Raw genomic sequence first — 26,921 nt, 5'->3', positions numbered from 1 at the left:
TCGCCGTCCACATCCGTCCCATGACGCCGGTCGATGTCCTGATCCGCCTACGCGGCTATGAAAGCCGTCTGCTCGTGCAGATCGAGCAGTCGATGGCGCTGGCGGCGCTCGACGCGACGGACGCCTGTCTCCCCATCGCCAAGGCACGGTGGTCGTTGGCGCGGATGCTGCGCGAATACCAGCTGTTCAAGCACACCGAGATCTTCGATCCCGCGATCCTGCACGGCGACAAGGATCAGGCAGCGGTGGCGCGGCGGATGCGAGCCGAGTGCATCGCGGCGGGCAGTCACTTCACTGCCTATGTTGCCCGCTGGAGTCGGCGGGACGTGGCGGCCGCCTGGCCCGAATATCGCGCGGCCACGCGCGCCATGATCGAGGGGATGCGCCGCCACATCGCGCGCGAGCAACGCGAGGCGGCGGCATTGCTTACGGGACCATGCTGGACGCGCAAGCCGGCATGGCTCGACGCGCCCGCCCTCGCGTCAGGCCGCTCTAACTCTTCACCAGGCCGATCTCGACCAGCCGCTCATGCAGATAGTCATGCGCGGTGATCGGCGTCGGATATCGGTCGGGATTGGCCGTGGTCACGCAGCCGGGCAGCGTCTCGATCAGGAAATCGGGCGCGGGATGCAGGAAGAACGGCATCGAATAGCGTGAGCGGCTGCGCCGCTCGGGCGGCGGGTTGACGACGCGATGCGTGGTCGACGGTAGCACATGGTTGGTCAGCCGCTGCAGCATGTCGCCGACGTTCACCACCAGCGCGCCTTCCGGCGGCTTGATCGACAGCCAGCGGCCGTCACGGTCGAGGAGTTCGAGCCCTGCCTCCTCGGCGCCGAGCAGCAGCGTGATGAGGTTGATGTCCTCATGCGCGCCGGCCCGCACGCCTTCGGCATCGGCGGGGATCGGCGGGTAGTGGAGCAGGCGCAGCACCGAATTGCCGTCCGCGACGGCGCGATCGAACCAGTCCGGCGCCAGCTTCAGATAGCGCGCGATCGCCGACAGCAGCTTGTCGCCCGCCGTGTCGAACGCAGCGAACAGCTCCACGAAGGTGTCGCGGAACCCCTCGGGCCGGTCCGGCCAGATGTTGGGCGCCATCGCGGTCGCGAAGCGATGCCCGGTCGGCAGCTCGCGGCCGACGTGCCAGAATTCCTTGAGGTCGACGACGCTCGCGCCCTTGGCGATCTCGGTCTTGAACGGGGTATAGCCGCGCGCACCGCCGCCGCCGGGGCGGTGATAGCCGCGCTTCTCCTCGTCGGGCAGCGCGAACAGCGCCGCCGTCTCGGCCCATGCGCGGTCGATCAGTGCCGGCGGGATGCCATGGTCCGCGACGATCGCGAAGCCGAACCGCTGGAACGATCCGCCGAAGGCCCGGGCGAAGCCGTCGGGATCGCTCGCCTGGTCGGATAGGCTGAGGGTCGGTACCTGGGCGGCTGGCGTGTCGAGCATGGCGGGCGTGTCCGTTGCGGCGCCGGGCGCCGGGATGTCTCCAGGATAGGCGCTGATCGCGGTCGGGCAACCCCCCGCCGCCCCGCCGCCGATGCCGGGTGGCCGGCCTGGGGGTGACCGGCGCGCCCCGATGCAGCATGGCGGCACGCGATGATGCAATCTCCTCCCCCGCACCCCGCCGATCAGAGCGCGCCGATCGCGATGGGCGAGTTCGTCGCGCTCGTCGCCGCGCTGATGGCGCTGGGCGCGCTCGGCGTCGATGCGATGCTGCCGGCGCTGCCCACGATCGGGGCCGAGCTGCACGCGCGCGGCGCCAACGCGCCGCAGTTCGTGATCTCGGTCTATCTCTTCGGCCTCGGCGTCGGCCAGTTGATCCACGGGCCGCTGTCGGACCATGTGGGACGGCGGCCGGTGATGCTCGCCGCGCTCGGCGTCTATGCCGCCGCCGGGCTGGCCGCGGCCGCATCGACCGGTTTCGTCGTCCTCCTCGTCGCACGCTTCGCGGGCGCCGTCGCGGTCGCGGCGACCCGCGTCGTCACCGTCGCAACGGTGCGCGACTGCTATTCGGGCCGGCCGATGGCGCGGGTGATGAGCCTTGCCTCGATGGTGTTCATGATCGCGCCCGTGCTCGCGCCGACGCTCGGGCAGGGCGTGTTGGTCTTCGGATCGTGGCGGCTGATCTTCGGTGTCATCGCCGCGCTGACTCTGGTGGTGATGGCCTGGTACTGGCGCCGCCTGCCCGAGACGCTGGCGCGCACCGACCGCTTGCCCTTCTCGATCGCGCGCACCTGGCTGGGCATGCGCCAGACGCTCGCGAACCGCTGGTCGCTCGGCTATCTGATCGCCGCGACCGCGATGCAGGGCTCGATCTTCGGCTATGTCACGACGGTGCAGCCGATCGTGTCGGACACCTTCCACGCCGCGCCGCTCCTCAACCTCGTGTTCGCGGGCACGGCGGGCGCGATGGCGGCGGCGAACCTGCTCAACTCGCGTTTCGTGCTGCGGGTCGGCTCGCGCGTCCTGTCGCAGGCGGCGCTGGTGACGATGATCGTCGGTGCGGCGATCGCGCTGGGCGCGGCGCTGACCGGGCATGAGACGCTGGGCGGCTTCGTCGTGCTCCAGGCGGTGGCGCTCGGCTGTTTCGCGCTCGCCAACGCGAACTTCTCGGCGCTGGCGATGGCGGACATGGGCGCGATCGCGGGCACCGCGTCGAGCGTGCAGGGCTTCGTCACCGTCACCGGCGGCGCGATGCTGGGTGCGCTGATCGGACAATCCTATGCAGGCACGACGGTGCCGGTGCATCTGGGCTTCCTGCTCGCCGGCGTGTTCGCGCTGGCCGTCGTCGCGGTGACGGAGCGTGGACGGCTGTTCCACCCCGGCTGATCCCCCGGACTGTCGTCGATCGGAACCGGTTTGCACCCCGCGCCGTTCGCGGCGGAGAAGGCCCAAGTCCGGGCCGACGAGGAGCAAGATCATGGGTGGCAACCAGGTATCCAACCGTGGCCCCGGCGACGACGGCTATGACGACGAAGGCTATGACGAGGAGCAGCGCGCCGAAATCCTGGAGGCGACCCGCGACGGGCCGTCCGACGGCACGATCCTGACCGACCTCGATCCCGACCTGGGCGCGGACACCGACGACGACGAGGATCCCGACGACGACGAGGAAAGCATGACCGACGGCGAGACCGGCGAGGAGGACGACGACGCCACCCAGTCCGAGGAGGACATGGACGAGGACGACGCGCAGGATGATTTTGACGGCAACACGCTGGCCAAGGGCGACGACCTCGACGATCGGGACGACGTCGCGACCAAAGCCTGATCCTCGATGGGCGACGCCGGTCCGGATCGCGCGTCGTCCGTCCCACTGGCGCCCACGCGCCAAGCACGGCTGTTATTTTCGTTCATCATTGAGCAATAAACCGTTGCCGCGCTGCAACACTTTCACGAAAGCAGCCGTCGTGGGTCTGAACCGTGGCACCGACGTCCCCATCGACGGTTGAGCCAGTCCCGACACCCCGGCGAGCATGCGGCCACCGGGCCCGGGCAGAACAAGAAGGTTTTCGATCCATGCGTACCCTCCTCCTCGCCGCCGCGACCGCGGCGATCATCGCCGCCGCCCCCGCCATGGCGCAGGATGCGTCCGCTCCCATGAGCGCTGCGCCGGCCCCGTCCGACACGACCAACACCGCGACCGCATCGGGCGACCCGACCCCGTCCACCAGCGCGCCCGACGGCAGCAAGGCCTTCGGCTTCGAGCCCTATTTTGGCGTCATGGGCGGCTGGGAACAGTTCGATAACCAGCTGAACCGCAAGATCCCGGAGAACCTCAACGCGAACGGCACCAAGCGGCGCGATCTGAACAGCGCACTGGCGCAGGGCATCGTCGGCTTCAACATCCCGCTGGGCGTTTTGTTCGTCGGTGCCGAGGGCAATGTCGCCAAGGGCGTCGGCGGCAACATCAAGTGGGAATATGGCGGTGCGGGTCGTGCCGGTTTCCGGGCGGGCGACAGTGGCCTGATCTACGGCAAGGTCGGCTATGAGTGGGTCAACTTCAATTCGATCCCCAACAGCACGTTCAACAGCGCGCCGACGTACAAGGACTGGGAATATGGCATCGGCTTCGAGGTCGGTCCCAAGGACATCGGTCTTGGCGGCATCACCGGCCGGTCGGGGCTGCGGTTCCGCGGCGAGGTGAGCACCTTCGGCGCGGCGCACAGCTGGCGCCCGATGGCGGGCATCGTCGCCCACTTCTGATCGGTTCCGATCGGACCACGGGGGGCGTCGCGTGAGCGGCGCCCCTTGTGCGTTTCCCTCTCCCGGATGGATAGGTAGGGAGGCGCGAAGCGCCGAAAGGGTGAGGGTGAGGATGTTCCTTGTCCCTCATCGCCCCGCGCCTCATCGCCCCGCGCCTCACTGCATCACGTTCGCCAGCGCCGCCAGATCGCGTGCGTTCACCGGCTCGCCGGTTGCATCGACCCCGGCCGCCGCCGTGTCCGACCCGGCCTGCGCGTTGCCCGCCGCCTCCTGCGGCTGCCCGCTCGCCACGTCGTAGGCGGTCCACAGGATGCCGCCGGCCCAGAACAACGCCGACCAGCGGCTGCGGAAGATGCGGGACGGGACCATGGATGATCGTCACCCGCCCCGGGTTGAGGGCAGGTTTCCGGACACGGTTAACGCCTCGTCGGATGGCGGCTAAAGTCGCTAAAGTCACACCCTCTTCGCGTACGCGCGCGCGGCACGCTCACCAGTCCTCGCGCGGGTCGCCGGGCGCGTTCGGGAAGAAGTCCCGGCTTTCTGTCTCGACCATGTCGACGGGATGATCGGTCAGCCTGTCAAGCGCGGCCGGGAAGTCGGCGCGGATGGTATCCAGCGTCTTGTCGAACGCGTCCAGTCGGCTGGGCGCGTCGTTGCGGGGCAGCAGGTGGCCGAGCAGGAAGGTCAGCAACTTGTCCGACGGCGTGCGCGTCGTCGCGACGAGCTCGTCGTTGCGCCAGAACTCGCGGACCGTGCCGCGCACCGCGCGCTCGAACGCGATGGTGGTAAGGCGCAACGTCGCGAGCCGCAGCGCCTGGTCCCAGCCGCGCGCGAAATCGACCGCGTCGGCACGCTGGCGCAGGCGATAGGCGGACCGCGACGACACTCCAGCCTTGCCGCAAGCTTCCGAAATACAGCCCGTCTCCGCAAGCACGGTGAGGAACGTCCGCTGCCGCTCGGCAGTCCACCCATCATGCCGCACGCGACGCTGGGGAACCGGGCGATAGGCGTCGAGCTGGACGGGATCGGTGTCGGTGGGATCCGCGTCGATGGGATGGGTGGCAGGCTGACTGGCCATGGGTGGCTCCTTGGGTGAGAGGAGCCGGACCAGTTATACGAGGCGGGGCGTGTAGGACAGCGGGATTGCAGTCACTTCAATGCGTCGAGAGTTTTAATCTGGTGCTGACTTTAAGTAGCGTAAGGTGCTCTTCTCCAGCCAATGTCAAAGAGTATCCTCTAAAGTTCTCTCCATCATCCTCTTCTGTCTTTTCCGTTATATCAACTAATCCGAGCTGCTTAAACTGAATTAGCATAGAGTCGATTTGATGCGGAAGTATAGATATTTGCCTATTGCCGCAAAGATCTATGATCTTCGAACGGATGTACTCAATTAAGCCATACTCAAAAGAGTATTGGCCAATTAGTTTATTATATGCCGGCGGGCCTCGACGAAGTATGTAGCCATACATACTAGGCGCTATGACAGCAAATGCCTCATCCCAAGTTATGTCAAGTCGTATAGATGTGACCCTCTTGTTTGGGTCAGTATAAATCGCGCTTAAGCCAGCGTTATCATTCCCTTGAGACAAATCTTCTATGTTTATTCCTTTTAGTGGGACTGAAATGTCTCTAAGCTTTCTTTCAAGTCTTTTTATAGACCGTTCTTTAGACTTTAAAGTTGTAATCAGAGTCTGCTCTCGATCTAAGTCCTCTTTGTTCCGAGCCTGGTCAGCCTTGACCCATCCTGTACGCGGATTCGTACGAACCTCATTCATGAGACTTTTCATTACAAGCATGCCAAGTTCAGTCGGCTCATCAAAAAACCTACATATTTTACTTGTAACTTTATTACGAAATATTTCCAGCTTAATCTTAGCAGCGGGATCCGAGTCAGTAAACTTAACAACTATCTTGCCAACATCTTTACGCAGAAATCCAATTATCGGGACTCCTCGACTTGCTGCGTAGTCATACTCCATCTCGGTGAAGCTTAGTCCAGTTTCGGGATGAATACTTCCATACCGTCCGGCAACGATTACCACGTAATAATCACTCTCGTTTATAACTGTTTTTATTAGTTCCCACTGAGATAAATCAGAGGCAGGAAACAGCTCCATACCAGCTGGCATATGACTCATTTCAAGAATCGCTTGCGTGGCTTGCTGCCGCTCAAGTCTTAAATCATCGTAGGTTGATGATAGGAACACTTGAAATCTGACATCATTGCTCGTCACTTATTCTACTCCGCCGCGATCCCGGCCGCCGCGAACATGTCCTCGCCCGCGTCTTCCTCGTTCGCCACGCGCGGCAGTTTGGCCTTCTGGCGCGAGTCGAAGCTCGACCAGACGTCGTTCCACTGGCCGCGGGTTGCCGCTTTCGAGTATTCGGTCGCGCGGGCCTCGAAGAAATTGGCGTGCTCGATGCCGTTCAGCATCGGCGCGAGCCAGGGCAGGGGGTGCTCGTCGATCATGTAGACGGGTTTCAGGCCCAATTGCCCCAGCCGCCAGTCGGCGATGTAGCGAATGTACTTCTTGATCTCCTTGGGCGTCATGCCGTTGACCGGGCCCATCTCGAACGCGAGATCGATGAAATTATCCTCCAGCCGGATCGTCGTCTGGCACACGTCGGCGATATCGTCCTTCACCGCCTTGGTCAGGCACTGGCGCTCGTGGACGAACGTGTGGAACATCTTGATGATGCCCTCGCAATGCAGCGTCTCGTCGCGGATCGACCAGGTGACGATCTGGCCCATGCCCTTCATCTTGTTGAAGCGCGGGAAGTTCATCAGCATCGCGAAGCTGGCGAACAACTGCACGCCCTCGGTGAAGCCGCCGAACATCGCGAGCGTGCGCGCGATATCCTCGTCGGTGTCGACGCCGAAGTTCTGCATATAGTCATGCTTGTCCTTCAGCTCGGCATATTCGAGGAAGGCGCCGTATTCGCTCTCGGGCATGCCGATCGTGTCGAGCAGATGGCTGTAGGCGGCGATGTGCACCGTCTCCATGTTGCTGAACGCGGTCAGCATCATCTTGATCTCGGTCGGCTTGAACACGCGGCCGTATTTCTCGTGGTAGCAGTCCTGCACCTCGACGTCCGCCTGGGTGAAGAAGCGGAAGATCTGCGTCAGCAGGTTGCGTTCATGATCGGAGAGCTTCTGCACCCAGTCGCGGCAATCCTCGCCGAGCGGCACCTCCTCGGGCAGCCAGTGAAGCTGCTGCTGACGCTTCCAGAACTCGAACGCCCAGGGGTATTCGAACGGCTTATACTGCTTCCGGGCTTCGGTGAGGGACATGGGATTACTCCGAAAATAAAGAGGTCAGAATAAGTGAAATAGCCATCAGCAGCAGGAGGATGCTGCCGACACGATACCAAGGCGATGGCTGAAAAGAACCGGTGAAATCGACGCGCAGGTTACGCAACGCTCGTTCGGGATTGAACCAGAGCATGGCACTGGCAGCGAGGAGCACTAGGGCGGCGCCGAACAAGAAACCGTTCACCGCCCCGACCCCCAGCCGGCCATGTTCCACGCGAACATCGCCAGCACCACCGCGCCCGCGCCCAGCATCGTGCCGGCGATGCGGCGCGCATAGACCGCGCCGTCGCTGCGCACCGGCCGCGTCCACACCAGCACCGTCGCGACCGTCAGCACGGCGGCGACCAGCCCCATGATGCGCGGCGCGGTGAACCAGTCGAGCAGCGTCGGATCGCCGGACGCGCTCATGCGACCAACGCCCACAACGTGCGTTCCACCCCCGCAACCATCAACGGAGAAGCATCATGGTCGACATCAGCCAGATCCAGGAGCACGCGGAAGTCATCGGCGCCGACGGCACCCATGTCGGCACCGTGGACCACGTCCAGGGCGACCGCATCAAGCTGACCAAGAACGACAGCCCCCAGGCCGAGGACGGCGAGGGTGCCAAGCACCACTATATCTCGATCGGCCTGGTCGCCGAGATCGAGGACGGCAAGGTCCGCCTGAGCGCGACTGGCGCCAACGCGCTGACGCTCGAAGAGGACGCGTGAGACCATAGTCCCTCTCCCATCGGGAGAGGGAGGGGCCCAGTCGAAGACTGGGAGGGTGAGGGCGACGTCGTTCACGCGGCGGCGCCCTTTTCTTGTGCAGCGGCGCGGCGGCCATTGACGACGGCCCACACCAACCACGCAACAATCCCGACGACGGCTGCCCACATATATACGAACGCTACAACATCCCAAATGTTATGCCGCTCGATCAAACGGTACGAATACCACCAATTCTCGATCAGGCCGCCTTTGCCACGCGCAGTGATGCGAAAGCCGAGACTTTCTGGATAGCCCGTCTTTTGCCAAAGCCAGAATAACGGAAGCATATAGACAAGCGTGCCAAAAATTATGGCTAGGTTCTTGCGCCAACTTCCCGATTTCTTTTCTTTATCCTCATTCATCGATTATCCATCCAGATTGCCTCGTTCCGCCACGTCGTCAGACGCTGTCGGCTATGCCGACACCGCTGCCCGACGTGGCGAGTCCTCGCTTTGCTTACGCAAAGCGAGGCCGCCCGCACCTCACTGACACGCCAGACACTCGTCGTAATCCGTCGTCTCGAACACGTATTGCGGCACTTCGATCGTGTTGTCCGCCTCCACACCGCCCGCGAAGCCTGCGCGCTGGATGCTCTTCGAGCGGAGGTAATAGAGCGACTTGATGCCGAGCTCCCACGCGCGGAAGTGGAGCATCAGCAGGTCCCATTTCTCGACGTCGGCGGGGATGAACAGGTTCAAGGACTGCGCCTGGTCGATGAACGGCGTACGATCGCCCGCCAGTTCCAGGATCCAGCGCTGATCGATCTCGAAACTGGTCTTGTACACGTCCTTTTCCTCGACCGAGAGGAAGTCGAGGTGCTGGACGCTGCCACCCTGCTCCAGGATCGTGCTCCACACCGCGTCCGAGTTCTTGGATTTCGCGATCAGCAGCCGTTCGAGATACGGGTTCTTGATCGAGAAGCTGCCCGACAGCGTCTTGTGCGTGTAGATGTTGGCCGGGATCGGCTCGATGCACGCGCTGGTGCCGCCGCAGATGATGCTGATCGACGCGGTCGGCGCGATCGCCATCTTGCACGAGAACCGCTCCATCACGCCCATGTCCTGCGCGTCGGGGCAAGGCCCGCGCTCGTGCGCCAGCATCATTGATGCGCTCGCTGCCTGCGCCGACACGTGGCGGAACATGCGCAGGTTCCAGCTCTTGGCCATCGCCCCCTCGAACGGGATGTTGCGCGCCTGGAGGAACGAGTGGAAGCCCATGACGCCCAGCCCCACGGAGCGCTCGCGGCCCGCGGAATAGGCTGCGCGCTCCATGCCGGGCTCATGCCGGTCGATATAGTCCTGCAGCACGTTGTCGAGGAAGCGCATCACGTCCTCGATGAAGCGCGGGTCGGCGTTCCACTCGTCCCATGTCTCGAGGTTGAGCGAGGACAGGCAGCACACGGCGGTGCGGTCGTTGCCGAGGTGGTCGCGGCCGGTCGGCAGCGTGATCTCTGAGCACAGATTCGACGTCGACACCTTCAGCCCCAGATCGCGGTGATGCTTGGGCATCGCGCGGTTCACATGGTCGGCGAAGACGATATACGGCTCGCCGGTCTGGAGCCGCGTCTCGACCAGCTTCTGGAACAGCGAGCGCGCGTCGAGCGTCTGGCGGACCGCACCGTCCTTGGGACTGAGCAGCTGCCACTCTGCGCCATCGCGCACCGCCTCCATGAACGCGTCGGTCAGCAGAACGCCGTGGTGGAGGTTGAGCGCCTTGCGGTTGAAGTCGCCCGAGGGCTTGCGGATCTCCAGGAACTCCTCGATCTCCGGGTGGCTGATGTCGAGGTAGCAGGCGGCCGAGCCGCGCCGCAGCGAGCCCTGGCTGATCGCGAGCGTCAGGCTGTCCATCACGCGCACGAACGGGATGATGCCGCTGGTCTTGCCGTTGAGGCCGACCGGCTCGCCGATGCCGCGCACGTTGCCCCAATAGGTGCCGATCCCGCCGCCGCGCGAGGCGAGCCAGACGTTCTCGTTCCAGGTGTCGACGATGCCGTTCAGGCTGTCGGGGACGGAGTTGAGATAGCAGGAGATCGGCAGGCCGCGCCCGGTGCCGCCGTTGGACAGGACCGGCGTCGCGGGCATGAACCACAGCCGCGAGATATAGTCGTACAATCGCTGCGCATGCGCGGCATCGTCGGCATAAGCGGAGGCGACACGGACGAACAGATCCTGATAGCTCTCGCCCGGCAGCAGGTAGCGGTCCTTCAGCGTCTCGCGGCCGAAGTCAGTGAGGAGCGCGTCGCGGCCATGGTCGACCTCGACCGGATAGGGCCCGCGCGGCGTCGGAGCCGCGGGCGATGCGGCCTTGATCTGGGCAGTATCCGTGACCTGCTCGCCCGGATTCGTCCATTCCATCGTGTCGCCGTTCATGTCGTTCCTAAAGTCCATTGCGCCACGCTCCTGATTCACCGTTCGTTCGACTCGGACGAGCCTGGTCATGCTATTAGGTTGCCACGCGCCACGCGAGAACAAAATGAGACCGTCGCTGTCGGGGACCCATGGTGTCGATGACGTCCAGACCTCAAGAGGTAAGACGCCCGACACCACAACTTGGGTCCCGCACCGCTTGTTGCCACAAGAGATTGTAGAAGGGTGAAGGACGATGCAAGTCCGATCCGGGCCTGGTTTGTCCTGGAACGGCGACTACCGACGCAACGCCCGCCGCGACGCGTGGACTTCCGCGCCTCCTGCGAAACGCAAGGGAACGGGCCGGGAACGCAAATATTTTCCGCCGTGCCCACGCTGAGATCGAAAGGCCCCGGGCGACACTGGCCGGGGCGGCGATCGCGGCGTATCGTGCCGTGATGCGCCGTTCTTTCCTCCTGTCCCTGGCCTTCGTCCTGGCCCCGGTCTGTGCCGCGACGACGGCGTCGGCGGCCCTCGTGCAGCCCGTGCCGTCCACGCCGGCCGACACCGCGCCTGCGCAGAGTGTGCCCACCCGACCCGCGTCCTCCGCGCCGCCGGCGTCGTCCTCCACCGTCGTCGTCACCGCCCGCCGGTTGCCGCCCGCGAAAATGGTGGAGCATCTGACCCATGCGGTGACGCAGAGCGCCGATGCGAGCGAGGCGCTGGCGCGCTTTCCCGACATGGTGTGCCCGTCGAGCGAGGGAATGCCGCTCGATTATGACGCGCGGATCGTGGCGCGCATCCGCGCCGATGCGGCGGCGGCGGCGATCGGCGTCGACAAGCCGGGCTGCCATCCCAACGTGATCGTCATGGTCGTGCCGAACGGCCAAGCGGTGGTGCGCGCGCTGCGCCGGACCCAGAGCTACATCTTCGGTGACATGGAGCCGCACCAGATCGCCGAAATGGCCGCCGACGCGGGGCCTGTCCACGCCTGGACCGTCACGCGCCGCCGCAGCCGCGACGCCGATACCGAGCGGGTCGGTACGATGATGCAGGACGTGCCCGAGATCCAGGTGCGCGACGCATCCATCATCCTGGCCGCGACCCGGCTCGACATGACAGCGAGTGTCCTGCTGATCGATGTCGACGCGGTGATCGGCAAGACGGTGAACCAGATCGCAGATTATGCCGCGATGCGCACGCTGGCGCCGACGCGGCCGGCGGGAACGGGACATCATTCCGCCAACCCCGACGACACGATCCTGGGGCTGTTCGCCCCCGGCGATCCCGCCGGTCGTCCCCGCGGGCTGACCGGGTTCGACGCCGGTTATCTCAAGGCGCTGTACCATGGCCCGGCGACCGAGCGCGGGATGGCCAAGATGGGCCAGATGGTGCGTAGCATCGCCGCAGCGTCGCCCCCATCCGGTGCAGCACCCAGCGCGGCGACCGGCTCCATGCCATCGAGCGCCGTGCCGGCGAGATGACCCCCGGCCATCGACGAACGCGGCAGGCGGGCGCCGCACGCGACATGCCGTCGTTCATGCTGATCGATGGCCGCCAGACGCACAGGGAGGGCCAAGTCAGCGGCAACCGGGGGACAAATCTTTAGAGTGCGACGTGATGGTGACGAGCGAGCGGAAAACCGTCACACCGGCAAGTCGATATAATCTTATAATAACTCTTGGCAGTATGATGACATAAGTGTTATCAATATTATGTAATAAAATCAACGGAGAGAGGGCAGGTAGGCGCCATATGACCAAGACGTTATACGCACGGGGAGCGCGGCCTCGTGTGCCGGCGCCGACGACGACGACCAAGCTGGCGCACCGGATGCTGAACGCGTCGCTGACGCTCGCGCAACATCTTCCTCAAGGGATCGTCGGCTCGTCCGCGCTCGACATCCTGCTGTCGCTCTATGTGGCCGAGGAAGATGCGCGTTATCTGTCGGTCAGTGAGCTGACCTTGCCCGGAAATCACATTCCTGCCGTCACCGAGCGCTGGGTCGCCTATCTCGTGCAGTTGGGCCTGGTCGATCGGCGGGGAGACATGCTGGCGTTGAGCGTCGACGGCCATATGGCGCTGACAGACGCATTGGAGGCAATGTTCGTCGCTCAGCGGGCGTTGGACTGATCGGCCGGGCCGTAACGCTCGTCCAGCAGGGCCAACGCAGTCTCGACGTGGATGGCGATCATCGGATCGCACCGGTCCGCCTGGACAAGCGCATCCGAAAGCTGATGCCGAAGCAGGTCGAAGTTGCAGTCGTCGGCGGTCCGTAATGTCATGAGCGCTACCTAACGCGATCCGATCGGCCTTCAACCACCTTGTAGCGGTCCGTGGGACAGTAACCATGATCGTTGTTGCAACGCGGTGGAACACGGTCAGGACCATCGCCGTCAACGCAGGCGTCGACGCGCGATCGGCGTCAGACGGCTTTGACGAGTCCCCATCGCCCATAGGCGTAGTGACGCGGACCCAGCGCGAATCGCTCGCCTTCCGCGTCGCCGCCGAGGAGTTGGGGCTGATCGTCGGGACCGACACCGCCCGCCATCCAGTGCGGGATCGCGATTCTTTTCACCGGCGCCTTGAACGGGCCGGCGAGCGGCGTCTCGAAGTCGACCAGCAACTGCTGCTCGCCCAACCGGGTCGCGACATGCTCCGGTGGGAAGTGCAGCTCGCGGAACGGCGTGTCGAGGTTGAGCCCCACCGCCCCGCCGGTCTGGCGGTCGCCATAGTCGCTCGCGGCGCGGTTCGCGGCATGGTTGCGCCAGGCAGTGCCCAGTTCCACGGCAAGCGCCGCCAGTACGTCAGGGTGGAGCGCATGTTCGACCAGCCGGCGATTGTCGGCCGGGATCGTCACCGCCGGATTGGTCTCCAGCAGCCGCAGCGTCGCCTCGATCTGGAGGAGGTTCGGGTACACGCCGGCGCCGTCCGCCATCGGGCCGAGGCCGTGACGATCGGGCACCGAGCCGAGCAACCGCGCGAGGTCACGGTCCGCCGGGCGCAGGACAACCACCGTCGCCTCCGCGAACGCACCACGGTCTTTGCGCGGGTGGCGGTGCAGGCGGCCGATCCGCTGGAGCAGCACGTCCATCGGGGCCAGATCGGTGATGAGCAGGTCCGCATCGATGTCGAGCGACTGCTCCAGAGTCTGCGTGCCGACCAGCACGCGACCGGCGGCGGTGCGGCCCTTGCCGAACGCCGCCTCCACGCCCTCGTCGAGCAGCCGGCGATCGGACGGCGCGAACCGGCCGTGGTGCAGCGTCGCCACTCCGTTCACGCGGGAGGCGAGATCGGGGGCGAGCGCCTCGACCGCCTGCGCGACCGCGACCGCGCCGCCCACGCTGTTGCGGATCACCAGCACCGACGCGCCCGCGCGGGCCGCCGCGATCGCGCGCGCGGCGATCGCGTCCGCGTCCTCGATGATGCCGGCGGTCTCGATCGTCACCCGCTTCTCGGGCGTGCCCGCCGACGACGCCTGCCGCGGCCGCAGCGCGTGGCCGGACAGCGCGGGATAGGGCTGCGCCTCCGCCTCGGCCAGCGTCGGCAGGGGATGTTTCAGCAGCCGCGCCCGCGCCGTGCCGCCCAGCGTCGCCGACAGCAGCAGCGCGCGGCCCCCGGCGGCGACATGGTTGTCGAGCAACTGTTCGAGCAGCCGGGCCATATAGGCGTCCGACGCATGGACCTCGTCCACCACCAGCAGGCTGCGCGCGAGCGCGGCGGCGCGAACCGGCGCGTGCTTGACGCGCAGCGCCCCCAGCAGCGCCTGGTCGATCGTGCCGACCGCGACGCGCGCGGCGAGGAAGCGGTTGGTGCGCTCGGCCGCCCAGCGGCTGTCGTGATCGTTGCCGTCGCCCCACTGCACGTCATAGCCGGATAGTATCTGCCCGGTGGCATCGCCCGCCTGCAGGTAACCAGGCACCGCCAGCACCGCCTCAGGCGCGTCCTCGCCCCAAACGTCTTTCAGCATCCGTTTTACCCGTTCGAAAAGCTGCACCGCCGCCGTCCGAGTGGGCAACGCAAAGTAGAGCCCGTCGACCTGGCCCAGCCGCCGCAGTTCCAGCCAGCGCCACAGCGCCGCCTCCGTCTTTCCCGACCCGGTCTCCGCCTCGATCAGCGCGACCGGACCCATGTCGTCGGCCGCCGCCTCGACCTGCACGCCGCGCGGGTCGAAGCGGAAGGCGGTGGCGAAATTGGTGGCCGGTGTCGCGAGCGGGACAAGGCCTCGCGCGGCGACCGTCGCCGCCGCCTGCGTCGGCCGCCACGCCTCGCGCTCGGCGCCGTAAGGCCCCTCGACCGGAAAGCGCCTCGTGTCCGAGCCGAGCCAGTCGGCGAGCGTCACCAGCCCCGCGAACAGCGCGACGAACCTCCGAGCGTCCGGGAGCTTGTCGCCTGGCTCCCAGGCGTCAGGATAGCGCGCGCGCACCTGCTCGATCAGGCGCAGGGCTTCCGCAGCGGGGTCGTAGCCGGCGGCGGGCAGCCAATAGTTGACGTGCTTCTCCCATGTCAGGTTCTGGCCGCCGGATAATGGCGCTGGCCCGAACTCCTCGCGCGGGCGGCCGTGATGCGCCATCAACGCCGAGATGTAGCTTGTCGCGCCCCAGTCCCTCAGCATTCCCCAAAGTGCCTGAGACGCCGGCGTCTTCAGCAGCCGGAGGTTGTACAGCAGCGCCGCGACCTGGCCTTCATGCCCGATCTTCTGCGTCCCCGGGTGCAGCCGTGCCTGGAAGCCCCAATTCACCTTGCCGATGTCATGCAACGCCGCCAGCACGATCAGGCGCACCCAATCCTGCGCGGTGAGCGCGCGGCCGGCGGTCGCCGTCAGCGCGGCGTCCCACCCGCCGCCGGCCAGCAGCGCCTCGAACGCCGCCGCCACGTCGAACGCATGCTCGACGAGCGGCAGCGCGGCGATGACGTTCTTGTCCGAGTCGTAGTCTAGCTTGGCCCAGATCACGTCGGCGAATGGTGGCATGGCACTGTCCCTTGCGGATGAACTGTCGGGACAATGGTTCGCCATTTCGAAGGACGGAAGCGGATATGCGCCCGGAACGAACCATGATCCCTCCGCAATGGAAGAACCTATCGTCGAACGAACATCAAACGACGATCGAACATCCTGGCATTGCTGCCGAAACGGATGAGTCGTCGGGTGGCTCATGCCCCGATCCGGCGACACGCTGATCTGGGTTGGGGAGCAAGGTTGTGGCGAAGGCACAGGCTGCGTGGGCTGGCGAGACAGAAACCGCGTCGCCCTACTCGATGACGTCGCTCTAGTTCGCTCGCCCGCTCGCGTGCCCACCCTCCAACCCCGCACCGGCCAGTTCGTCTCGCTGCGCGGCCGGCTGTGGCTGGTCGAGGGCGAGCCCGACGCGCCGTTCGCGGGGCACCGCCTCGCCTGCGTCGACGACGATGCGAGTGGCGAGAACGCGCGGGTGCTGTGGGGCGCGGAGATCGATCCGACGCTGCGCGACGAGGAGGCGTGGGCGGCGCTAGGAACCGCCGGTGGCGACGATCCGCGCGCGTTCTCCGCCTATCTGCGCACGGTCAAGTGGCGCACCGCGACCGCTGCCGAGCGCGACCTGTTCCAGGCGCCGTTCCGCGCCGGCATCCGCCTCGATCCGTACCAGTTGCTGCCGCTGCGCAAGGCGTTGCGGCTGCCGCGCGTCAACCTGCTGATCGCCGACGACGTCGGGCTGGGCAAGACGGTGGAGGCTGGCCTCGTCCTGCGCGAGCTGCTGGTGCGGCGGCGGGTCGACTATGCGGTGGTGCTCGCGCCCGCGTCGATGACCGGCCAGTGGCGCGACGAGTTGGCGACCAAGTTCGGCCTGTCGTTCGACATCGTCGACCGCCGCTACCTCGAGGATCTGCGCCGCCGGCGCGGCTATGGCGCCAACCCCTGGGCGGCGGGATCGCGCTTCATCCTGTCGCACCGGCTGCTGGGCGACGAGGCCTATGTCGCCGGGCTACGTGATGTACTGGAGGATTTCCGCGCGCGATCGATCCTGATCCTCGACGAGGCGCATCATGCCGCGCCCGCCGGTGATGGCCGGTACGCGATCGAGAGCCAGTTCACCCGCGAGCTGCGCGACCTGTCGGACCGGTTCGAGCACCGGCTGTTCCTGTCCGCGACGCCGCACAACGGCCACCCCAACAGCTTCGCGACGCTGCTGGAGCTGCTCGACCCGCAGCGGTTCACGCGCGGCGTGGCCGTGACGGCGGCGGACCTGGAGCCGGTGATGGTGCGCCGGCTGAAGAGCGACCTGCGCGCGCTGGGCGAGGCGTTTCCCGAGCGGCTGGTCGAGGCGGTGGTGCTCGACGGCCTGGCCGACGACGCGCCCGAGCTGCGGCTGGCGGCGATGCTGGCCGACTATCGGGCGTTGCGGGAGCGGCGCGTCGGGCGGTTGGCGAAGGTTCGCGCGGCGCAGGCGCGACTCGCGTTCGTCGGGCTCCAGCAGCGGTTGCTCTCCTCGATCCCGGCGTTCGCGCGCACGCTGCGCGTCCATTTGGCCGCGCTGGACCGGCTGATCGCCGGCGATGCGCGCCCCGGTGACGTGGACGATGCCGAGCCCGAAGCGCCGGAGCTTGCCGCCGACGAGGAAGCGGCACTCGACCGGCTCGCCTTGGCCGAGGCGGCGCATGGGGCGTCGGCGGCGCTCGCCGGCGCGGCGGAGGCGGACCGCGCGCAGCTCGAGGCCGAGCGTGCGCAGGCGGCGGCGATGCTGGTGGTGGCGGAAGCCGCGCGCCACGGACCGGACGCGCGGGTGCGCTGGTTGCTCGACTGGGCGCGCGCGGACCTGCTCGATGCCGACGGGCGCTGGCGCGATCGGCGGCTGATCCTGTTCACCGAATATGAGGACACGCGCCGCTGGCTGCAGCGGCAGCTGTCGGTTCTGCTCGACCCGATGGATCGCCATGAGGCCAGGCGGATCGACAGCTTCACCGGCGTCACCTCCATCGAGCGGCGCGAGGCGCTGAAGCGCGCGTTCAACGATCCCGCCGATCCGATCCGCATCCTGATCTGCACCGACGCGGCGCGCGAGGGGATCAACCTCCAGTCGCAATGCCACGACCTGGTGCACGTCGACCTGCCGTGGAACCCGTCGCGGCTCGAACAGCGCAACGGGCGGATCGACCGCAAGCTGCAACCGAGCGCCACCGTCACCTGCCGCTATTTCGTCTATGCGCAGCGGCCCGAGGACGTGGTGCTCGACGCGCTGGTGCGGAAGACCGAGGCGATCCGGCGGCAGCTTGGGTCGGCGGGCCAGGTGCTGGGCGACCGGATCGCCGAGCGGCTGGCGGGCGGCGGCATCGGCCGGGCCGACGCGCGCGACCTCGCCGAGCGCATCCGCGACGCAGGCGCGGACGAGCGGGTGCGGGCGGCGGTGCGCGATCTCGATGACGGCGAGGCGGCGCGGCTCGCGCGGTTGCGGCGCGAGCAGGCGGATCTGGCTTCCGCCTTGGCGCAGGCGCGGGCGCGCGTCGGGGTGGAGCCGGACGAGCTGCAATCGGTGGTGGGGCTGGCGCTGGCGCGCGCGGGCGGGGCGTGGGACGGGCAGGGCGCGGTGGGCGCGACGCCGGTGTTCGCGCTAGACCAGGCGACGCTGGCGGCGGACCCGAGCTGGCAGCCGCTGCTCGACGACTTGCGTGCCCGCGGCCCTGCGCCAGGCGAGAAGCCGGGGCAGTGGCGCGCGAGCCCCGACGCCGCCGTCCGCCGCGTCAGCTTCGCGCCCGCGATCCTGCCCGACGGGCGCGACGCGGGCGATGTGGTGCAGCTTCACTTGGAGCATCGGCTGGTGCGGCGGCTGCTCGGCCGGTTCCTGACCGCGGGCTTCCGGCAGGGCCTCGACCGCGCCTGCGTCATCGCGGCGAGCGTCCCAGCCCCGCGAGTCGTGCTGATCGGGCGGCTGGCGCTCTACGGCGAGGGCGCGGCGCGGCTGCACGAGGAGGTGCTGAGCGTCGCCGCCGACTGGCGGGACCGCGCCGGCGAGGCAGGTGGCCTGCGCCCGCTGGCGCCCGGCCGCGAGGCCGAGATGCGGGTGCTGGACGAGATGATCGCCGCGATGGCGAATGCGCGAACCGTCGATCCGGCGCTGGTCGCGCGGCTGACCGCCGGCGCGGCCGCCGACGTCGCCGCGCTCCGGCCGGCGCTGGAGGAGCGCGCGGCGGCACGCGCGGAGCGGGTGGCGGCGGAACTCGCGCGCCGGGCGGAGGCGGAGGCGGCGAGTCTCGAACGGCTGTTGCGCGACCGGATCGAGCGCATCCGGCGCGAGCGTGGCGACGACGACGCCCAACTCACGCTGCTGCTCGACGCGGGCGAGGCGCGGCAGCGGGCGGCGGACCGGCGATCCTGGGACCGTGCCACGACGCGGCTGGACGACGAGCTGGAGCGCGAGCCCGAACGTGTGCGCGCCGCCCACCGCGTCCGCGCCACGCGGCTGGAGCCGATCGGGGTGGTGTACCTGTGGCCTGAGGGAAAGCGTGGCACCCCCAATCCCGTTCGCCCTGAGCTTGTCGAAGGGCTGTCCTCGCTCGCGAAGAAGGACAGTGCTTCGACAGGCTCAGCACGAACGGAGAATGGGGGAGGGCGCGCAGCATGAGCGGCCTCCTGGACGCGGGCCGGCACGACTGGCTCGGCTATCTCCAGCCCACCGGGCTCGTCGTGGCGCCGGCGGTGCTCGCGCGGCTGGGGCTGTGGCCCGAGCCGCAGCGAGCGCGCGACGGCGAGGCGGTGGCGGTGGCGCTCGACCGGCTCGCGGGCGGCGAGGCGTGGCCGCTGTTCCGCGACGTACTCGGCTGGCCGGCGGAACGGATGCTGGGCCTGGCCGGTGGGCCGCCGTTGCCCGACCGGCTGACGGTTTCGCTGCGCGACGGCGAGACGCTGCTGCGCCCCGACTGGGCGGTGCACGCGCCCTCTGTCGACCCGTCGGGCGATCCTGCCGGCGACGGCGTCCAGTTGCTCGTCTGCATCGAGGAGCCGGGCACGGTGCTCGACCGGCGCGGCGCGCTCGACGGGTGGGAGGCGACCGCGCAGCAACGGTTCGAGCGGCTGCTGCGCGAGACGGGCGTGGCGGCGGGCGTGCTGGTCGGCCTGCGCGAGACGGGCCGCAAACCCGGCGATGGCGAGGGCGAGCGCGCGCCGCTGGAGCCGGTGCTGCGCCTGGTCGTCGCGCCCAAGGGCGAGGCGTCGGGCCACGCGTCCTGGCCGCTGACGGCGCTGGCGGAGGTGTCCGGGCGCGGGATGCTCGCGGGGCTGAAGCTGCTGCTCGATGCGCATGCGCTGTTCACCGGCGCTCCGTCGCACCGGCTGCCGACGCTGCTGGCCGAAAGCCGGGCGGCGCAGGCGGCGGTGTCGGCGCGGTTGGCGGGACAGGTGCTCGCCAGCCTCCACGAGCTGTTGCGCGGGCTGGACGCCGCCGCGCCCGAGCTGGTGCGCGGCGTCGCGGCGAGCGACCCGCACCAGTTGTACGAGGGACTGCTGACCGTGCTGCTGCGGCTGATCTTCATCCTCTACGCCGAGGATCGCGGCCTGATGCCGTCCGCCGAGGGCGGCCCCGCGGCGACGCTGTACGAGCAGGGCTATGCGCTGGGCGGGCTGCACGTCCGGCTGCTGGACGACCGGGCGCTCAACCCCGACACGATGGACGACCGGCGCGGTGCGTGGGGGCGGCTGCTGGCGCTGTTCCGGCTGGTGGAGCGCGGGCATCCGTCGGGCTTCATGCAGGCGCGCGGCGGCAAGCTGTTCGACGAGGGCGCGTTCCCGTTCCTGCTCGGCCGATCGGCGCCGGGCGAGCCTGAGCAGGTGCTGACGGTGTCCGACGGCTGTGTGCTGCGCGTGCTCGACGGGCTGCTGACGCTGGACGGCGAGCGGGTGGCGTACCGATCGCTCAGCGTCGAGCAGATCGGGTCGGTGTACGAGACGGTGATGGGCTTCACCGTCGAGCTGGCGGGCGGGCCGACGGTGGCGATCCGCGCGGGCAAGGCCAACAAGGTGCCGGTGTGGGTCGACCTCGCCGCGCTCGCGCAGGCGGCCGGGACGGAGCGGACGCGGCTGCTGAAGGCGTGGACGGGGCGGGGGCAGTTCCCGGCCACGGTGGCCAAGGCGCTTCGCACGGCGGAGGACGTCGCGGCGCTGACCGCCGCGCTCGCCCGGTGATCGACGCGCGCGCCTGCCCACGCGGCGCCGCCGTGGCGGAGGGGACGCCGACGCTGCAGCCGACCGACGAGCGGCGGCGTACCGGTAGCCATTATACGCCGCGCTCGCTGACCGCGCCGATCGTCCGCCACGCGCTGGAACCCGCCTTCATGCGGATCGGGCCGGACGCGACGCCAGGCGAGGTGCTGGACCTCAAGATCTGCGACCCGGCGGTGGGATCGGGCGCGTTCCTGGTCGAGGCGTGCCGGCAATTGGGCGACCGGCTGGTCGAGGCGTGGGAGCGCTGGCCCGCGCAGCGCCCGACGATCCCACCCGACGAGGACGCGCTGCTCCACGCCAAGCGGCTGGTGGCGCAGCATTGCCTGCACGGCGTCGACCGCAACCCGCTGGCGCTCGACCTCGCGAAGCTGTCGCTGTGGCTGGAGACGCTGGCGAGCCGGCACGAGTTCACCTTCCTCGACCATGTGCTGCGCCACGGCGACAGCCTGGTCGGCCTGCCCAACCCCAAGATCACGGCGGTGACCTGGGGCAAGGTGTCGGGCCAGCACACGTTCATCGAAGGCATCGTACGGGACGCCCTGCGCGAGGCGGCCGGACTCGATCGGCTGATCCGCGCTGAGGCGGAGATCGCGTCCTACGCCGCGCAGGAGGCGCGCTACCGTAAAAAGGCTGGCGCGCTTCACTATGCGCGACTGATCGCTGACGCGGTGCTGGAGGCGTTCTTCACCGGCGTCAATGCGCGTGAGCGGGCGATCAACCTCGTCGAGGTGCAGCAGTGCGCCGAGGCGCCGAGCCCGCAGAGTTGGGGGCGGCTTGCGGCGATGGGTGAGCGGCTGCGCGCCTCCGCAATCGGGATCACGGGCTTCCATTGGGAGCTCGAGTTCGAGGGCGTGTTCAGCCGGCCCAATCCGGGCTTCGACGCGATCGTCGGCAATCCGCCGTTCGCGGGCAAGAACACGATCGCGTCCGGCCATCCGCTCGCCTATCCCGACTGGCTCAAGACGCTGCACCCCGGCGCGCACGGCAATGCGGACCTGTCGGCGCATTTCTTCCGCCGCGCCTTCGGCCTGTTGCGGCGGGGCGGCGCGTTCGGGCTGATCGCGACCAACACCATCCGCCAGGGCGACACACGCGCGACCGGGCTCGAGCGGATCGTGGCGGACGGCGGCATCATCTACCGCGCCGTCAGCCGCCACCGCTGGGAGGGCGAGGCGGCGGTGGTGGTGAGCCAGGTGTTCGTGCGGAAGGGCGCGACGGTGTCGGCGCCATCCCGTAACAGCCCTCCGGATCCGGACGCTCACAGCCACGAAGAAGCATATGCGCAGGCGACCCGGCCCACTCCTGACCGTCACCCCGGGCTCGACCCGGGGTCCCGCTTCTTCGACGCGGGGGCAGTCAGCGGGACCCCGGATCAAGTCCGGGGTGACGGAGGGGGAGCGATGCTCGACGGCCGACCGGTGCGGCGCATCTCCGCCTATCTGGTCGAGGGCGACATGGACGGCTCGCCAGCGACGCTGCGGGAGAATGCGGGCAAGTCGTTCATCGGCTCGTTCCTGTTGGGGATGGGATTCACATTCGACGACGTGAACGCAGCAAGAGGCAAGGCGTCGACGCTGGCCGACATGGAACGGCTAATCGCGAAAGATCCTCGCAATCTGGAGGCGATAAAGCCGTATATAGGTGGGGAGGAGCTGAACAACTCGCCCACCTTCTCACATCACCGATACACGATCGATTTCGCGAACTGGCCGCTTCGTCGGAAGGGCGAGGGGCCGAGTTGGTCATCGTTGTCGGACGTCGAGCGCCATGTTCAACTGCGATCCGGGATCGTCGCACCTGAGTATCCGGGACCCGTGGCCGAGGACTGGCCGGAACTGGCGGCGATCGTCGAAGATCGCGTGAGACCCGAGCGGCTGAAGCAGAGGGATGAAACAGGACGACGCATCTGGTGGCGCTTCCTGCGGACGCGATCGGAGTTGTACGGGACCATCAAGCCCCTCAGTCATGTGTTGGCAATCAACTGTGGAGCAACGCCGCACGTATCCTTCGCCCGGAGATCGGCCGAAGGCGTGTTCTCGCACACGGCCGCCGTCTTCGCCCTCTCAACCCATGCCGCCTTCGCGACCCTCCAGTCCCGCGTCCACGAGGTCTGGGCCCGCTTCTTCGCGTCCTCGATGAAGGACGATCTGCGTTACACGCCCTCCGACTGTTTCGAGACATTCCCGCTGCCGCCCGGCTATGCCGACGCGCCCGACCTCGACGCCGCGGGCCTGGCGTACCACGACACCCGCGCCGCGCTCATGATCGCGCGGGATCAGGGGATGACGCCCACTTACAACCGCTTCCACGCCAGCGCCGACGAAGCCGACGACATCGTGGCGCTGCGCCGGCTGCACGACGACATGGATCGCGCGGTGCTGCGCGCCTATGGCTGGGACGATCTCGCGACGCGCGCCGCGCCCGTGTTCCTCGACGCGGAGATTGAGGACGATCACCAGTACCAGGGCCGCCTGTTCTGGCCGGCGGCGTTCCGCGACGAGCTGCTCGCGCGCCTCCTGCGCCTGAACGAGCAGCGCGCGGCGGCGGAGCGGAGCCTATGATAGCGGCGCCAGAAACAGCGGCTGGCGTGCGCGAGGAGCTGGTGCGGCGGCTGCGGCGCAACCTGATCGGGCCGAGCGAGCCCGACGACGCGGACCTCGCCGCCGAGCGCCTGCCCGCCGGCGAGAGCCCGTCGCGCTGGTATCTCAGCGGCTTCATCGCGCCGTCGGGCGAGCTCACCCCCGCCCACATGACGTCGGCGGAGGCGGAGCCGGACGAGGTCGACAGCTATTTCCCGGAGTCCGAGGGCTTCGGCGCCGGCGGGGCGGCCGGCGACCATGACGAGCCCGAGCAGCCCGCCGCGCGGCGCCGCTTCCTGCCGAGCTCGATCGGGCTGTCGGCGATGCTCGATCACGACGTGAGCGAGATCGAGGTCGCGGTGAGCTGGGGCGATTACGTCCCCGAGCCGCCGCTGCCGCCCGACATATTGGACAGCGGCACTGAGCCGCGGGGCGAGCCCGTCACCTGGCGGCGGGTCCCCCGTGCGCAGGTCCGGACGCTGCGGATCCCGCGCGAGGACGAGGGGCTGGTGACGACGGTCGTGCCGGACTCGGCCGCCACCGCGCGGCCCGGCGGCGCGCTGGAGCTTGGCATCCGCGCGCGGCCGTTCCGCCTGCGGCTCGCCTCGGGCGCGTTCCGCGACGTGCGGGTCGTGACCGTGTTCCTGGTCAACAAGCGGCTGGAGCCGCACGCCCGCTACCGCGACCTCGCCTATGCCTACCAGGCGCGGCTGGCGCTGCGCTGCGCGGCCGGCTTCGTGCCGCAGCACGACCTGTCACGCATCAGCCGCGACGACTGGGACGACCAGCTCGCCGACCTCCACTATCGCGATGCCGCCGCCTATGCCGTCGGGCTCGGCTGCGCGACCGGGCATGTCGCGGATGCCGACCGAGCGGTGCGTGGCGTCCACACCACCCACCTGCCGCGCGCGGCGGTGGAGCGGACGGTGGCCGCCGCCGTGCCGGGCGTCGCCTTCGGCATGGATCGGCTCGCCGAGCTGGCACGGGAGGGCGGCGAGGCGTTGCGGGCGGTGCTGGAACCGCTGGTGACCGGCTATGCGGCCTGGACCGTCGATCAGCATATCGCGGCGTCGGCGGCCGACGTCGCGACCGCGCCGCAACGATCGGCGACCGCCGCGGCGCTGATCGCGGCGCAGGTGGCGGCGCGCGGCCGGATCGCGGCGGGCATCGCGCTGCTGGCGGCGGACGTGCGCGCGCGCACCGCGTTCGAGATCGCCAACCGCGCGGTCGCCGACGCCGCCCGCGCGCGCCGGCCCGGCGACCGGGCACCCGCGTGGCGGCCGTTCCAGCTCGCCTTCATCCTGCTCAACCTCGAAGGGCTGGCCGACAAGCGCCACCCCGACCGCGAGATTGCCGACCTGTTGTTCTTCCCCACCGGCGGCGGCAAGACGGAGGCGTATCTGGGGCTGGCCGCCTTCGCCATCGCGCATCGGCGGCTGGGCGGGGCGGGGCTGATCGGCGCGGGCGTCAGCGTCGTCATGCGCTACACGCTGCGGCTGCTGACGCTCGACCAGCTCGGCCGCGCCGCGGGGCTCGTCTGCGCGCTGGAGCTGCTGCGCGAGGGGCGGGACTATCGCCCTCCCGACGGTCGCCCGGCGCTGGGCGACTGGCGGATCGAGATCGGGCTGTGGGTCGGCTCGGACGCTAGCCCCAACCGGCTGGGCGGCCGCGGCGACAAGAGCGACGACACCGCCGTCAAGCGGGTGCGCCGCTTCCGGTCGGGCCGCGACCCGCGCGCGCCCGCGCCGATCAAGGCCTGCCCCTGGTGCGGCACCGCCTTCGTCGCGCAGAGCTTCCGCTGCGTGCCCAATGACGATCGCCCGACCAACCTGGAGCTGCGCTGCGCCGATGTCGACTGCGCGTTCACCGGCGACCGGTCGCTGCCGATCGTGACGGTGGACGAGGCGATCTATCGCCGGCTGCCCGCGTTCCTGATTGCCACCGTCGACAAGTTCGCCGCGCTGCCGTGGCGCGGGCAGGCGGGCGCGTTCTTCGGCCATGTCGACCGCGCGGACGACGACGGCTTCTACGGCGCCGCGGAGCCCGGCAAGGGCCGCCCGCTCGACGCCGGGGCGGGGCGTGGCTGGTGCCTCGATCCGCCCGATCTGGTGATCCAGGACGAGCTGCACCTGATCTCCGGCCCGCTCGGCACCGTCGCGGGGCTGTACGAGGCGGCGATCGACCGGCTGGCGACGCGCGAGGTGGCCGGGCCAGATGGCGAGCGGGTGCGGGTCCGCCCCAAGATCGTCGCCTCCACCGCCACCGTCCGGCGCGCGGCCGGGCAGATCAAGGCGCTGTTCGACCGGGCGGACACGCGCATCTTCCCCGCCCCCGGCATCGACCGGCGCGACAGTTTCTTCGCGCTGACCCGGGCCGAGAGCGAGGGCGACCCGGCGCGCTGGTACGTCGGGCTGGCGGCGGCCGGGCGGGGGCCCAAGCTCGTGTTCCTCCAGGCGCTCGTCACGCTGCTCGCGGGCGCTCAAGGGCTGGCGGAGGAGGGTGGCCCAGAGACAAGAGGGAAGGCGGACGCCTACCTGACCGCGCTCTGCTATTTCAATGCGCTGCGCGAGCTGGGGGGAGCGCGGCGCATCGTCGAGGACGAGGTGTCCGCGCGCGCCGCGCATTACGGCAGCGAGCGACGCCGGCTGGAACCGCCCGACCGGCCCTTCGCCGACCGCCAGCTCGCCGAGCCGATCGAGCTCACCTCGCGCGTGTCGACCGACCAGGTGGCGGCGGCGAAGCAGCGGCTGGAGGCGACGTTCGGCGGTGCGAGACAGGGCGGCGCGGACGTAGCGCCCGTCGATGTCGCGCTCGCGACCAACATGATCTCGGTCGGCCTCGACATCGAGCGGCTGGGGCTGATGCTCGTCCAGGGCCAGCCCAAGACCGCGGCCGAATATATTCAGGCGACCAGCCGCGTCGGCCGCCACCCCGCGCGCCCGGGGCTCGTCGTCGTCGTGCTCAACGTCCACAAGCCCCGCGACCGGATGCACTTCGAGCAGTTCGGCCATTTCCACGACACCTTCTACCGCGCGGTGGAGGCGACCAGCGTCACCCCCTGGTCGCCGCGCGCGCTCGATCGCGCGCTGGCCGCGGTAGTGGTCGCGATCGCGCGGCACCTCGATCCGGCGCTGACGCCGTCCGCGGCGGTGACGGCGCTGGAGCGCTCACCCGCGACCCGCGCGGCGGTGATCCGCCACCTCGTCGATCGCGCGCCCGGCGACATGATCGGCGGCAAGGCGCGGCTCGCGGCGATGGTCGAGGGCCTGCTCGACGACTGGGTCGCGGTCGCGGCGGAGCAGACGGCGGCGGGCGGCACGTTCAGCTACGAGGATCGCCCCCAGCGCCTGCTCCACCCGCCGCTCGATCCCGCGCTCGCGACGCTCGCCCCCGCCCACGCCCGTTTCGAGGTCGGCTGGAGCATGCGCGACGTGGAGCCTGGCATCCTCGTCAAGCCGCGCGGCCCGGACGGCGAGCGCGTGCCCGGCGCGGGGGACCTTGGATGAGCCGGGACGGAGCGGACGACATGGGCAA

22 protein-coding genes are annotated in these 26,921 nt (G+C 68.6%); 11 read left to right on the top strand and 11 right to left on the bottom strand.

Translation table 11 applies throughout. From position 1 onward, the window contains the following. Positions 1-20: 20 nt before the first annotated feature. Positions 21-551: a hypothetical protein gene (locus tag ACFE65_RS03780; RefSeq protein WP_375381007.1), complete on the top strand. Its 531-nt coding sequence runs from the start codon at positions 21-23 to the stop codon at positions 549-551. On the opposite strand, the gene ACFE65_RS03775 is transcribed toward ACFE65_RS03780, so the two are convergent. Beyond that, positions 493-1,446: an isopenicillin N synthase family dioxygenase gene (locus ACFE65_RS03775; RefSeq protein WP_375381006.1), complete on the bottom strand. Its 954-nt coding sequence runs from the start codon at positions 1,444-1,446 to the stop codon at positions 493-495. The two genes, ACFE65_RS03780 and ACFE65_RS03775, sit on opposite strands and share 59 nt — an antisense overlap. 153 nt (positions 1,447-1,599) lie before the next feature. Here ACFE65_RS03775 and ACFE65_RS03770 point away from each other — a divergent pair, with 153 nt between their 5' ends. The 3 genes from ACFE65_RS03770 to ACFE65_RS03760 all read left to right on the top strand — a co-directional run bounded on the left by ACFE65_RS03770 (position 1,600) and on the right by ACFE65_RS03760 (position 4,206). Further along, positions 1,600-2,829: a Bcr/CflA family efflux MFS transporter gene (locus ACFE65_RS03770; RefSeq protein ID WP_375381005.1), complete on the top strand. Its 1,230-nt coding sequence runs from the start codon at positions 1,600-1,602 to the stop codon at positions 2,827-2,829. Positions 2,830-2,920: 91 nt separating this feature from the next. Continuing rightward, positions 2,921-3,271, top strand: coding sequence for a DNA primase (locus ACFE65_RS03765; RefSeq protein ID WP_375381004.1), 351 nt, complete (start codon positions 2,921-2,923; stop codon positions 3,269-3,271). A 248-nt stretch (positions 3,272-3,519) separates the two neighbouring features. Beyond that, positions 3,520-4,206 carry an outer membrane protein gene (locus tag ACFE65_RS03760; RefSeq protein WP_375381003.1) on the top strand — a complete coding sequence of 229 codons (687 nt, stop codon included), beginning with the start codon at positions 3,520-3,522 and terminating at the stop codon, positions 4,204-4,206. Between the two features lie 156 nt (positions 4,207-4,362). On the opposite strand, the gene ACFE65_RS03755 is transcribed toward ACFE65_RS03760, so the two are convergent. The 6 genes from ACFE65_RS03755 to ACFE65_RS03730 all read right to left on the bottom strand — a co-directional run bounded on the left by ACFE65_RS03755 (position 4,363) and on the right by ACFE65_RS03730 (position 7,927). Beyond that, positions 4,363-4,575, bottom strand: coding sequence for a hypothetical protein (locus ACFE65_RS03755; protein ID WP_375381002.1), 213 nt, complete (start codon positions 4,573-4,575; stop codon positions 4,363-4,365). Positions 4,576-4,693: 118 nt separating this feature from the next. After that, on the bottom strand, positions 4,694-5,284 hold the full coding sequence (locus tag ACFE65_RS03750; protein WP_375381001.1) for a hypothetical protein: 591 nt from the start codon (positions 5,282-5,284) through the stop codon (positions 4,694-4,696). Between the two features lie 76 nt (positions 5,285-5,360). Further along, positions 5,361-6,440 (bottom strand): DUF4062 domain-containing protein, encoded by a 1,080-nt coding sequence (locus ACFE65_RS03745; protein WP_375381000.1) that lies wholly within the window; start codon positions 6,438-6,440, stop codon positions 5,361-5,363. A gap of 5 nt (positions 6,441-6,445) precedes the next feature. Further along, the gene (locus tag ACFE65_RS03740) at positions 6,446-7,498 is read right to left on the bottom strand and encodes a ribonucleotide-diphosphate reductase subunit beta (RefSeq protein ID WP_375380999.1); all 1,053 of its coding nucleotides are present in this window, start codon (positions 7,496-7,498) and stop codon (positions 6,446-6,448) included. Between the two features lie 4 nt (positions 7,499-7,502). Further along, entirely contained in the window at positions 7,503-7,703 is a 201-nt protein-coding gene (locus ACFE65_RS03735) for a hypothetical protein (protein ID WP_375380998.1), read from the bottom strand. Next, positions 7,700-7,927, bottom strand: a complete 228-nt coding sequence (locus ACFE65_RS03730; protein ID WP_375380997.1) for a hypothetical protein — start codon at positions 7,925-7,927, stop codon at positions 7,700-7,702. The genes ACFE65_RS03735 and ACFE65_RS03730 overlap by 4 nt, the downstream gene beginning before the upstream one ends. A gap of 56 nt (positions 7,928-7,983) precedes the next feature. Here ACFE65_RS03730 and ACFE65_RS03725 point away from each other — a divergent pair, with 56 nt between their 5' ends. After that, complete coding sequence (locus ACFE65_RS03725) at positions 7,984-8,232, top strand: DUF2171 domain-containing protein (protein WP_375380996.1); 249 nt, start codon at positions 7,984-7,986, stop codon at positions 8,230-8,232. Positions 8,233-8,303: 71 nt separating this feature from the next. Here ACFE65_RS03725 and ACFE65_RS03720 read toward each other — a convergent pair whose 3' ends face one another. Continuing rightward, positions 8,304-8,633 carry a hypothetical protein gene (locus ACFE65_RS03720; RefSeq protein WP_375380995.1) on the bottom strand — a complete coding sequence of 110 codons (330 nt, stop codon included), beginning with the start codon at positions 8,631-8,633 and terminating at the stop codon, positions 8,304-8,306. A 120-nt stretch (positions 8,634-8,753) separates the two neighbouring features. Continuing rightward, positions 8,754-10,625 (bottom strand): ribonucleoside-diphosphate reductase subunit alpha, encoded by a 1,872-nt coding sequence (locus ACFE65_RS03715; protein ID WP_375381079.1) that lies wholly within the window; start codon positions 10,623-10,625, stop codon positions 8,754-8,756. 449 nt (positions 10,626-11,074) lie between these two features. Here ACFE65_RS03715 and ACFE65_RS03710 point away from each other — a divergent pair, with 449 nt between their 5' ends. Together ACFE65_RS03710 and ACFE65_RS03705 are read left to right on the top strand one after the other, a co-directional pair. Continuing rightward, complete coding sequence (locus tag ACFE65_RS03710; RefSeq protein ID WP_375380994.1) at positions 11,075-12,100, top strand: hypothetical protein; 1,026 nt, start codon at positions 11,075-11,077, stop codon at positions 12,098-12,100. 349 nt (positions 12,101-12,449) lie between these two features. Next, positions 12,450-12,749 carry a hypothetical protein gene (locus tag ACFE65_RS03705; protein ID WP_375380993.1) on the top strand — a complete coding sequence of 100 codons (300 nt, stop codon included), beginning with the start codon at positions 12,450-12,452 and terminating at the stop codon, positions 12,747-12,749. Here ACFE65_RS03705 and ACFE65_RS03700 read toward each other — a convergent pair. Both ACFE65_RS03700 and cas3 read right to left on the bottom strand, forming a co-directional pair. Further along, positions 12,731-12,901: a hypothetical protein gene (locus tag ACFE65_RS03700; RefSeq protein WP_375380992.1), complete on the bottom strand. Its 171-nt coding sequence runs from the start codon at positions 12,899-12,901 to the stop codon at positions 12,731-12,733. The genes ACFE65_RS03705 and ACFE65_RS03700 overlap by 19 nt on opposite strands. A gap of 140 nt (positions 12,902-13,041) precedes the next feature. After that, positions 13,042-15,588 (bottom strand): CRISPR-associated helicase Cas3', encoded by a 2,547-nt coding sequence (gene cas3 / locus ACFE65_RS03695; RefSeq protein WP_375380991.1) that lies wholly within the window; start codon positions 15,586-15,588, stop codon positions 13,042-13,044. Between the two features lie 319 nt (positions 15,589-15,907). Between cas3 and drmD the strand changes: the two genes are divergently transcribed. Genes drmD through drmA form a run of 4 tightly spaced genes read left to right on the top strand, consistent with a single transcriptional unit; the run spans position 15,908 to position 26,893 of the window. Next, the gene (gene drmD, locus ACFE65_RS03690; RefSeq protein ID WP_375380990.1) at positions 15,908-19,213 is read left to right on the top strand and encodes a DISARM system SNF2-like helicase DrmD; all 3,306 of its coding nucleotides are present in this window, start codon (positions 15,908-15,910) and stop codon (positions 19,211-19,213) included. Then, positions 19,210-20,769, top strand: coding sequence for a hypothetical protein (locus tag ACFE65_RS03685; protein ID WP_375380989.1), 1,560 nt, complete (start codon positions 19,210-19,212; stop codon positions 20,767-20,769). Before drmD ends, ACFE65_RS03685 begins: the two co-directional genes overlap by 4 nt. Further along, a complete protein-coding gene (locus ACFE65_RS03680) occupies positions 20,766-23,369 on the top strand; it encodes an Eco57I restriction-modification methylase domain-containing protein (protein ID WP_375380988.1) in 2,604 nt (867 codons plus the stop codon). The genes ACFE65_RS03685 and ACFE65_RS03680 overlap by 4 nt, the downstream gene beginning before the upstream one ends. Beyond that, complete coding sequence (drmA, locus tag ACFE65_RS03675; RefSeq protein ID WP_375380987.1) at positions 23,366-26,893, top strand: DISARM system helicase DrmA; 3,528 nt, start codon at positions 23,366-23,368, stop codon at positions 26,891-26,893. The genes ACFE65_RS03680 and drmA overlap by 4 nt, the downstream gene beginning before the upstream one ends. The last annotated feature ends 28 nt before the right edge of the window (positions 26,894-26,921 follow it).

Origin of the sequence: uncultured Sphingomonas sp. (genome assembly GCF_964237335.1) — a bacterium.
Classification (GTDB): domain Bacteria; phylum Pseudomonadota; class Alphaproteobacteria; order Sphingomonadales; family Sphingomonadaceae; genus Sphingomonas.
The sequence above is the reverse complement of the archived record's forward strand: the minus strand, read 5'-3'. Positions and strand labels throughout refer to the sequence as shown.

What these genes read in the sequence shown, in the direction of transcription:
- ACFE65_RS03740 (WP_375380999.1), bottom strand. Translation starts at nt 7,498, where the DNA reads ATGTCCCTCACCGAAGCCCGGAAGCAGTATAAGCCGTTCGAATACCCC.
- ACFE65_RS03700 (WP_375380992.1), bottom strand. Translation starts at nt 12,901, where the DNA reads ATGACATTACGGACCGCCGACGACTGCAACTTCGACCTGCTTCGGCAT.
- cas3 (WP_375380991.1), bottom strand. Translation starts at nt 15,588, where the DNA reads ATGCCACCATTCGCCGACGTGATCTGGGCCAAGCTAGACTACGACTCG.
- ACFE65_RS03775 (WP_375381006.1), bottom strand. Translation starts at nt 1,446, where the DNA reads ATGCTCGACACGCCAGCCGCCCAGGTACCGACCCTCAGCCTATCCGAC.
- ACFE65_RS03770 (WP_375381005.1), top strand. Translation starts at nt 1,600, where the DNA reads ATGCAATCTCCTCCCCCGCACCCCGCCGATCAGAGCGCGCCGATCGCG.
- drmA (WP_375380987.1), top strand. Translation starts at nt 23,366, where the DNA reads ATGATAGCGGCGCCAGAAACAGCGGCTGGCGTGCGCGAGGAGCTGGTG.
- ACFE65_RS03765 (WP_375381004.1), top strand. Translation starts at nt 2,921, where the DNA reads ATGGGTGGCAACCAGGTATCCAACCGTGGCCCCGGCGACGACGGCTAT.
- ACFE65_RS03715 (WP_375381079.1), bottom strand. Translation starts at nt 10,625, where the DNA reads ATGGAATGGACGAATCCGGGCGAGCAGGTCACGGATACTGCCCAGATC.
- ACFE65_RS03720 (WP_375380995.1), bottom strand. Translation starts at nt 8,633, where the DNA reads ATGAATGAGGATAAAGAAAAGAAATCGGGAAGTTGGCGCAAGAACCTA.
- ACFE65_RS03760 (WP_375381003.1), top strand. Translation starts at nt 3,520, where the DNA reads ATGCGTACCCTCCTCCTCGCCGCCGCGACCGCGGCGATCATCGCCGCC.
- ACFE65_RS03780 (WP_375381007.1), top strand. Translation starts at nt 21, where the DNA reads ATGACGCCGGTCGATGTCCTGATCCGCCTACGCGGCTATGAAAGCCGT.
- ACFE65_RS03705 (WP_375380993.1), top strand. Translation starts at nt 12,450, where the DNA reads ATGCTGAACGCGTCGCTGACGCTCGCGCAACATCTTCCTCAAGGGATC.
- ACFE65_RS03685 (WP_375380989.1), top strand. Translation starts at nt 19,210, where the DNA reads ATGAGCGGCCTCCTGGACGCGGGCCGGCACGACTGGCTCGGCTATCTC.
- ACFE65_RS03710 (WP_375380994.1), top strand. Translation starts at nt 11,075, where the DNA reads ATGCGCCGTTCTTTCCTCCTGTCCCTGGCCTTCGTCCTGGCCCCGGTC.
- ACFE65_RS03750 (WP_375381001.1), bottom strand. Translation starts at nt 5,284, where the DNA reads ATGGCCAGTCAGCCTGCCACCCATCCCATCGACGCGGATCCCACCGAC.
- ACFE65_RS03725 (WP_375380996.1), top strand. Translation starts at nt 7,984, where the DNA reads ATGGTCGACATCAGCCAGATCCAGGAGCACGCGGAAGTCATCGGCGCC.
- ACFE65_RS03730 (WP_375380997.1), bottom strand. Translation starts at nt 7,927, where the DNA reads ATGAGCGCGTCCGGCGATCCGACGCTGCTCGACTGGTTCACCGCGCCG.
- ACFE65_RS03755 (WP_375381002.1), bottom strand. Translation starts at nt 4,575, where the DNA reads ATGGTCCCGTCCCGCATCTTCCGCAGCCGCTGGTCGGCGTTGTTCTGG.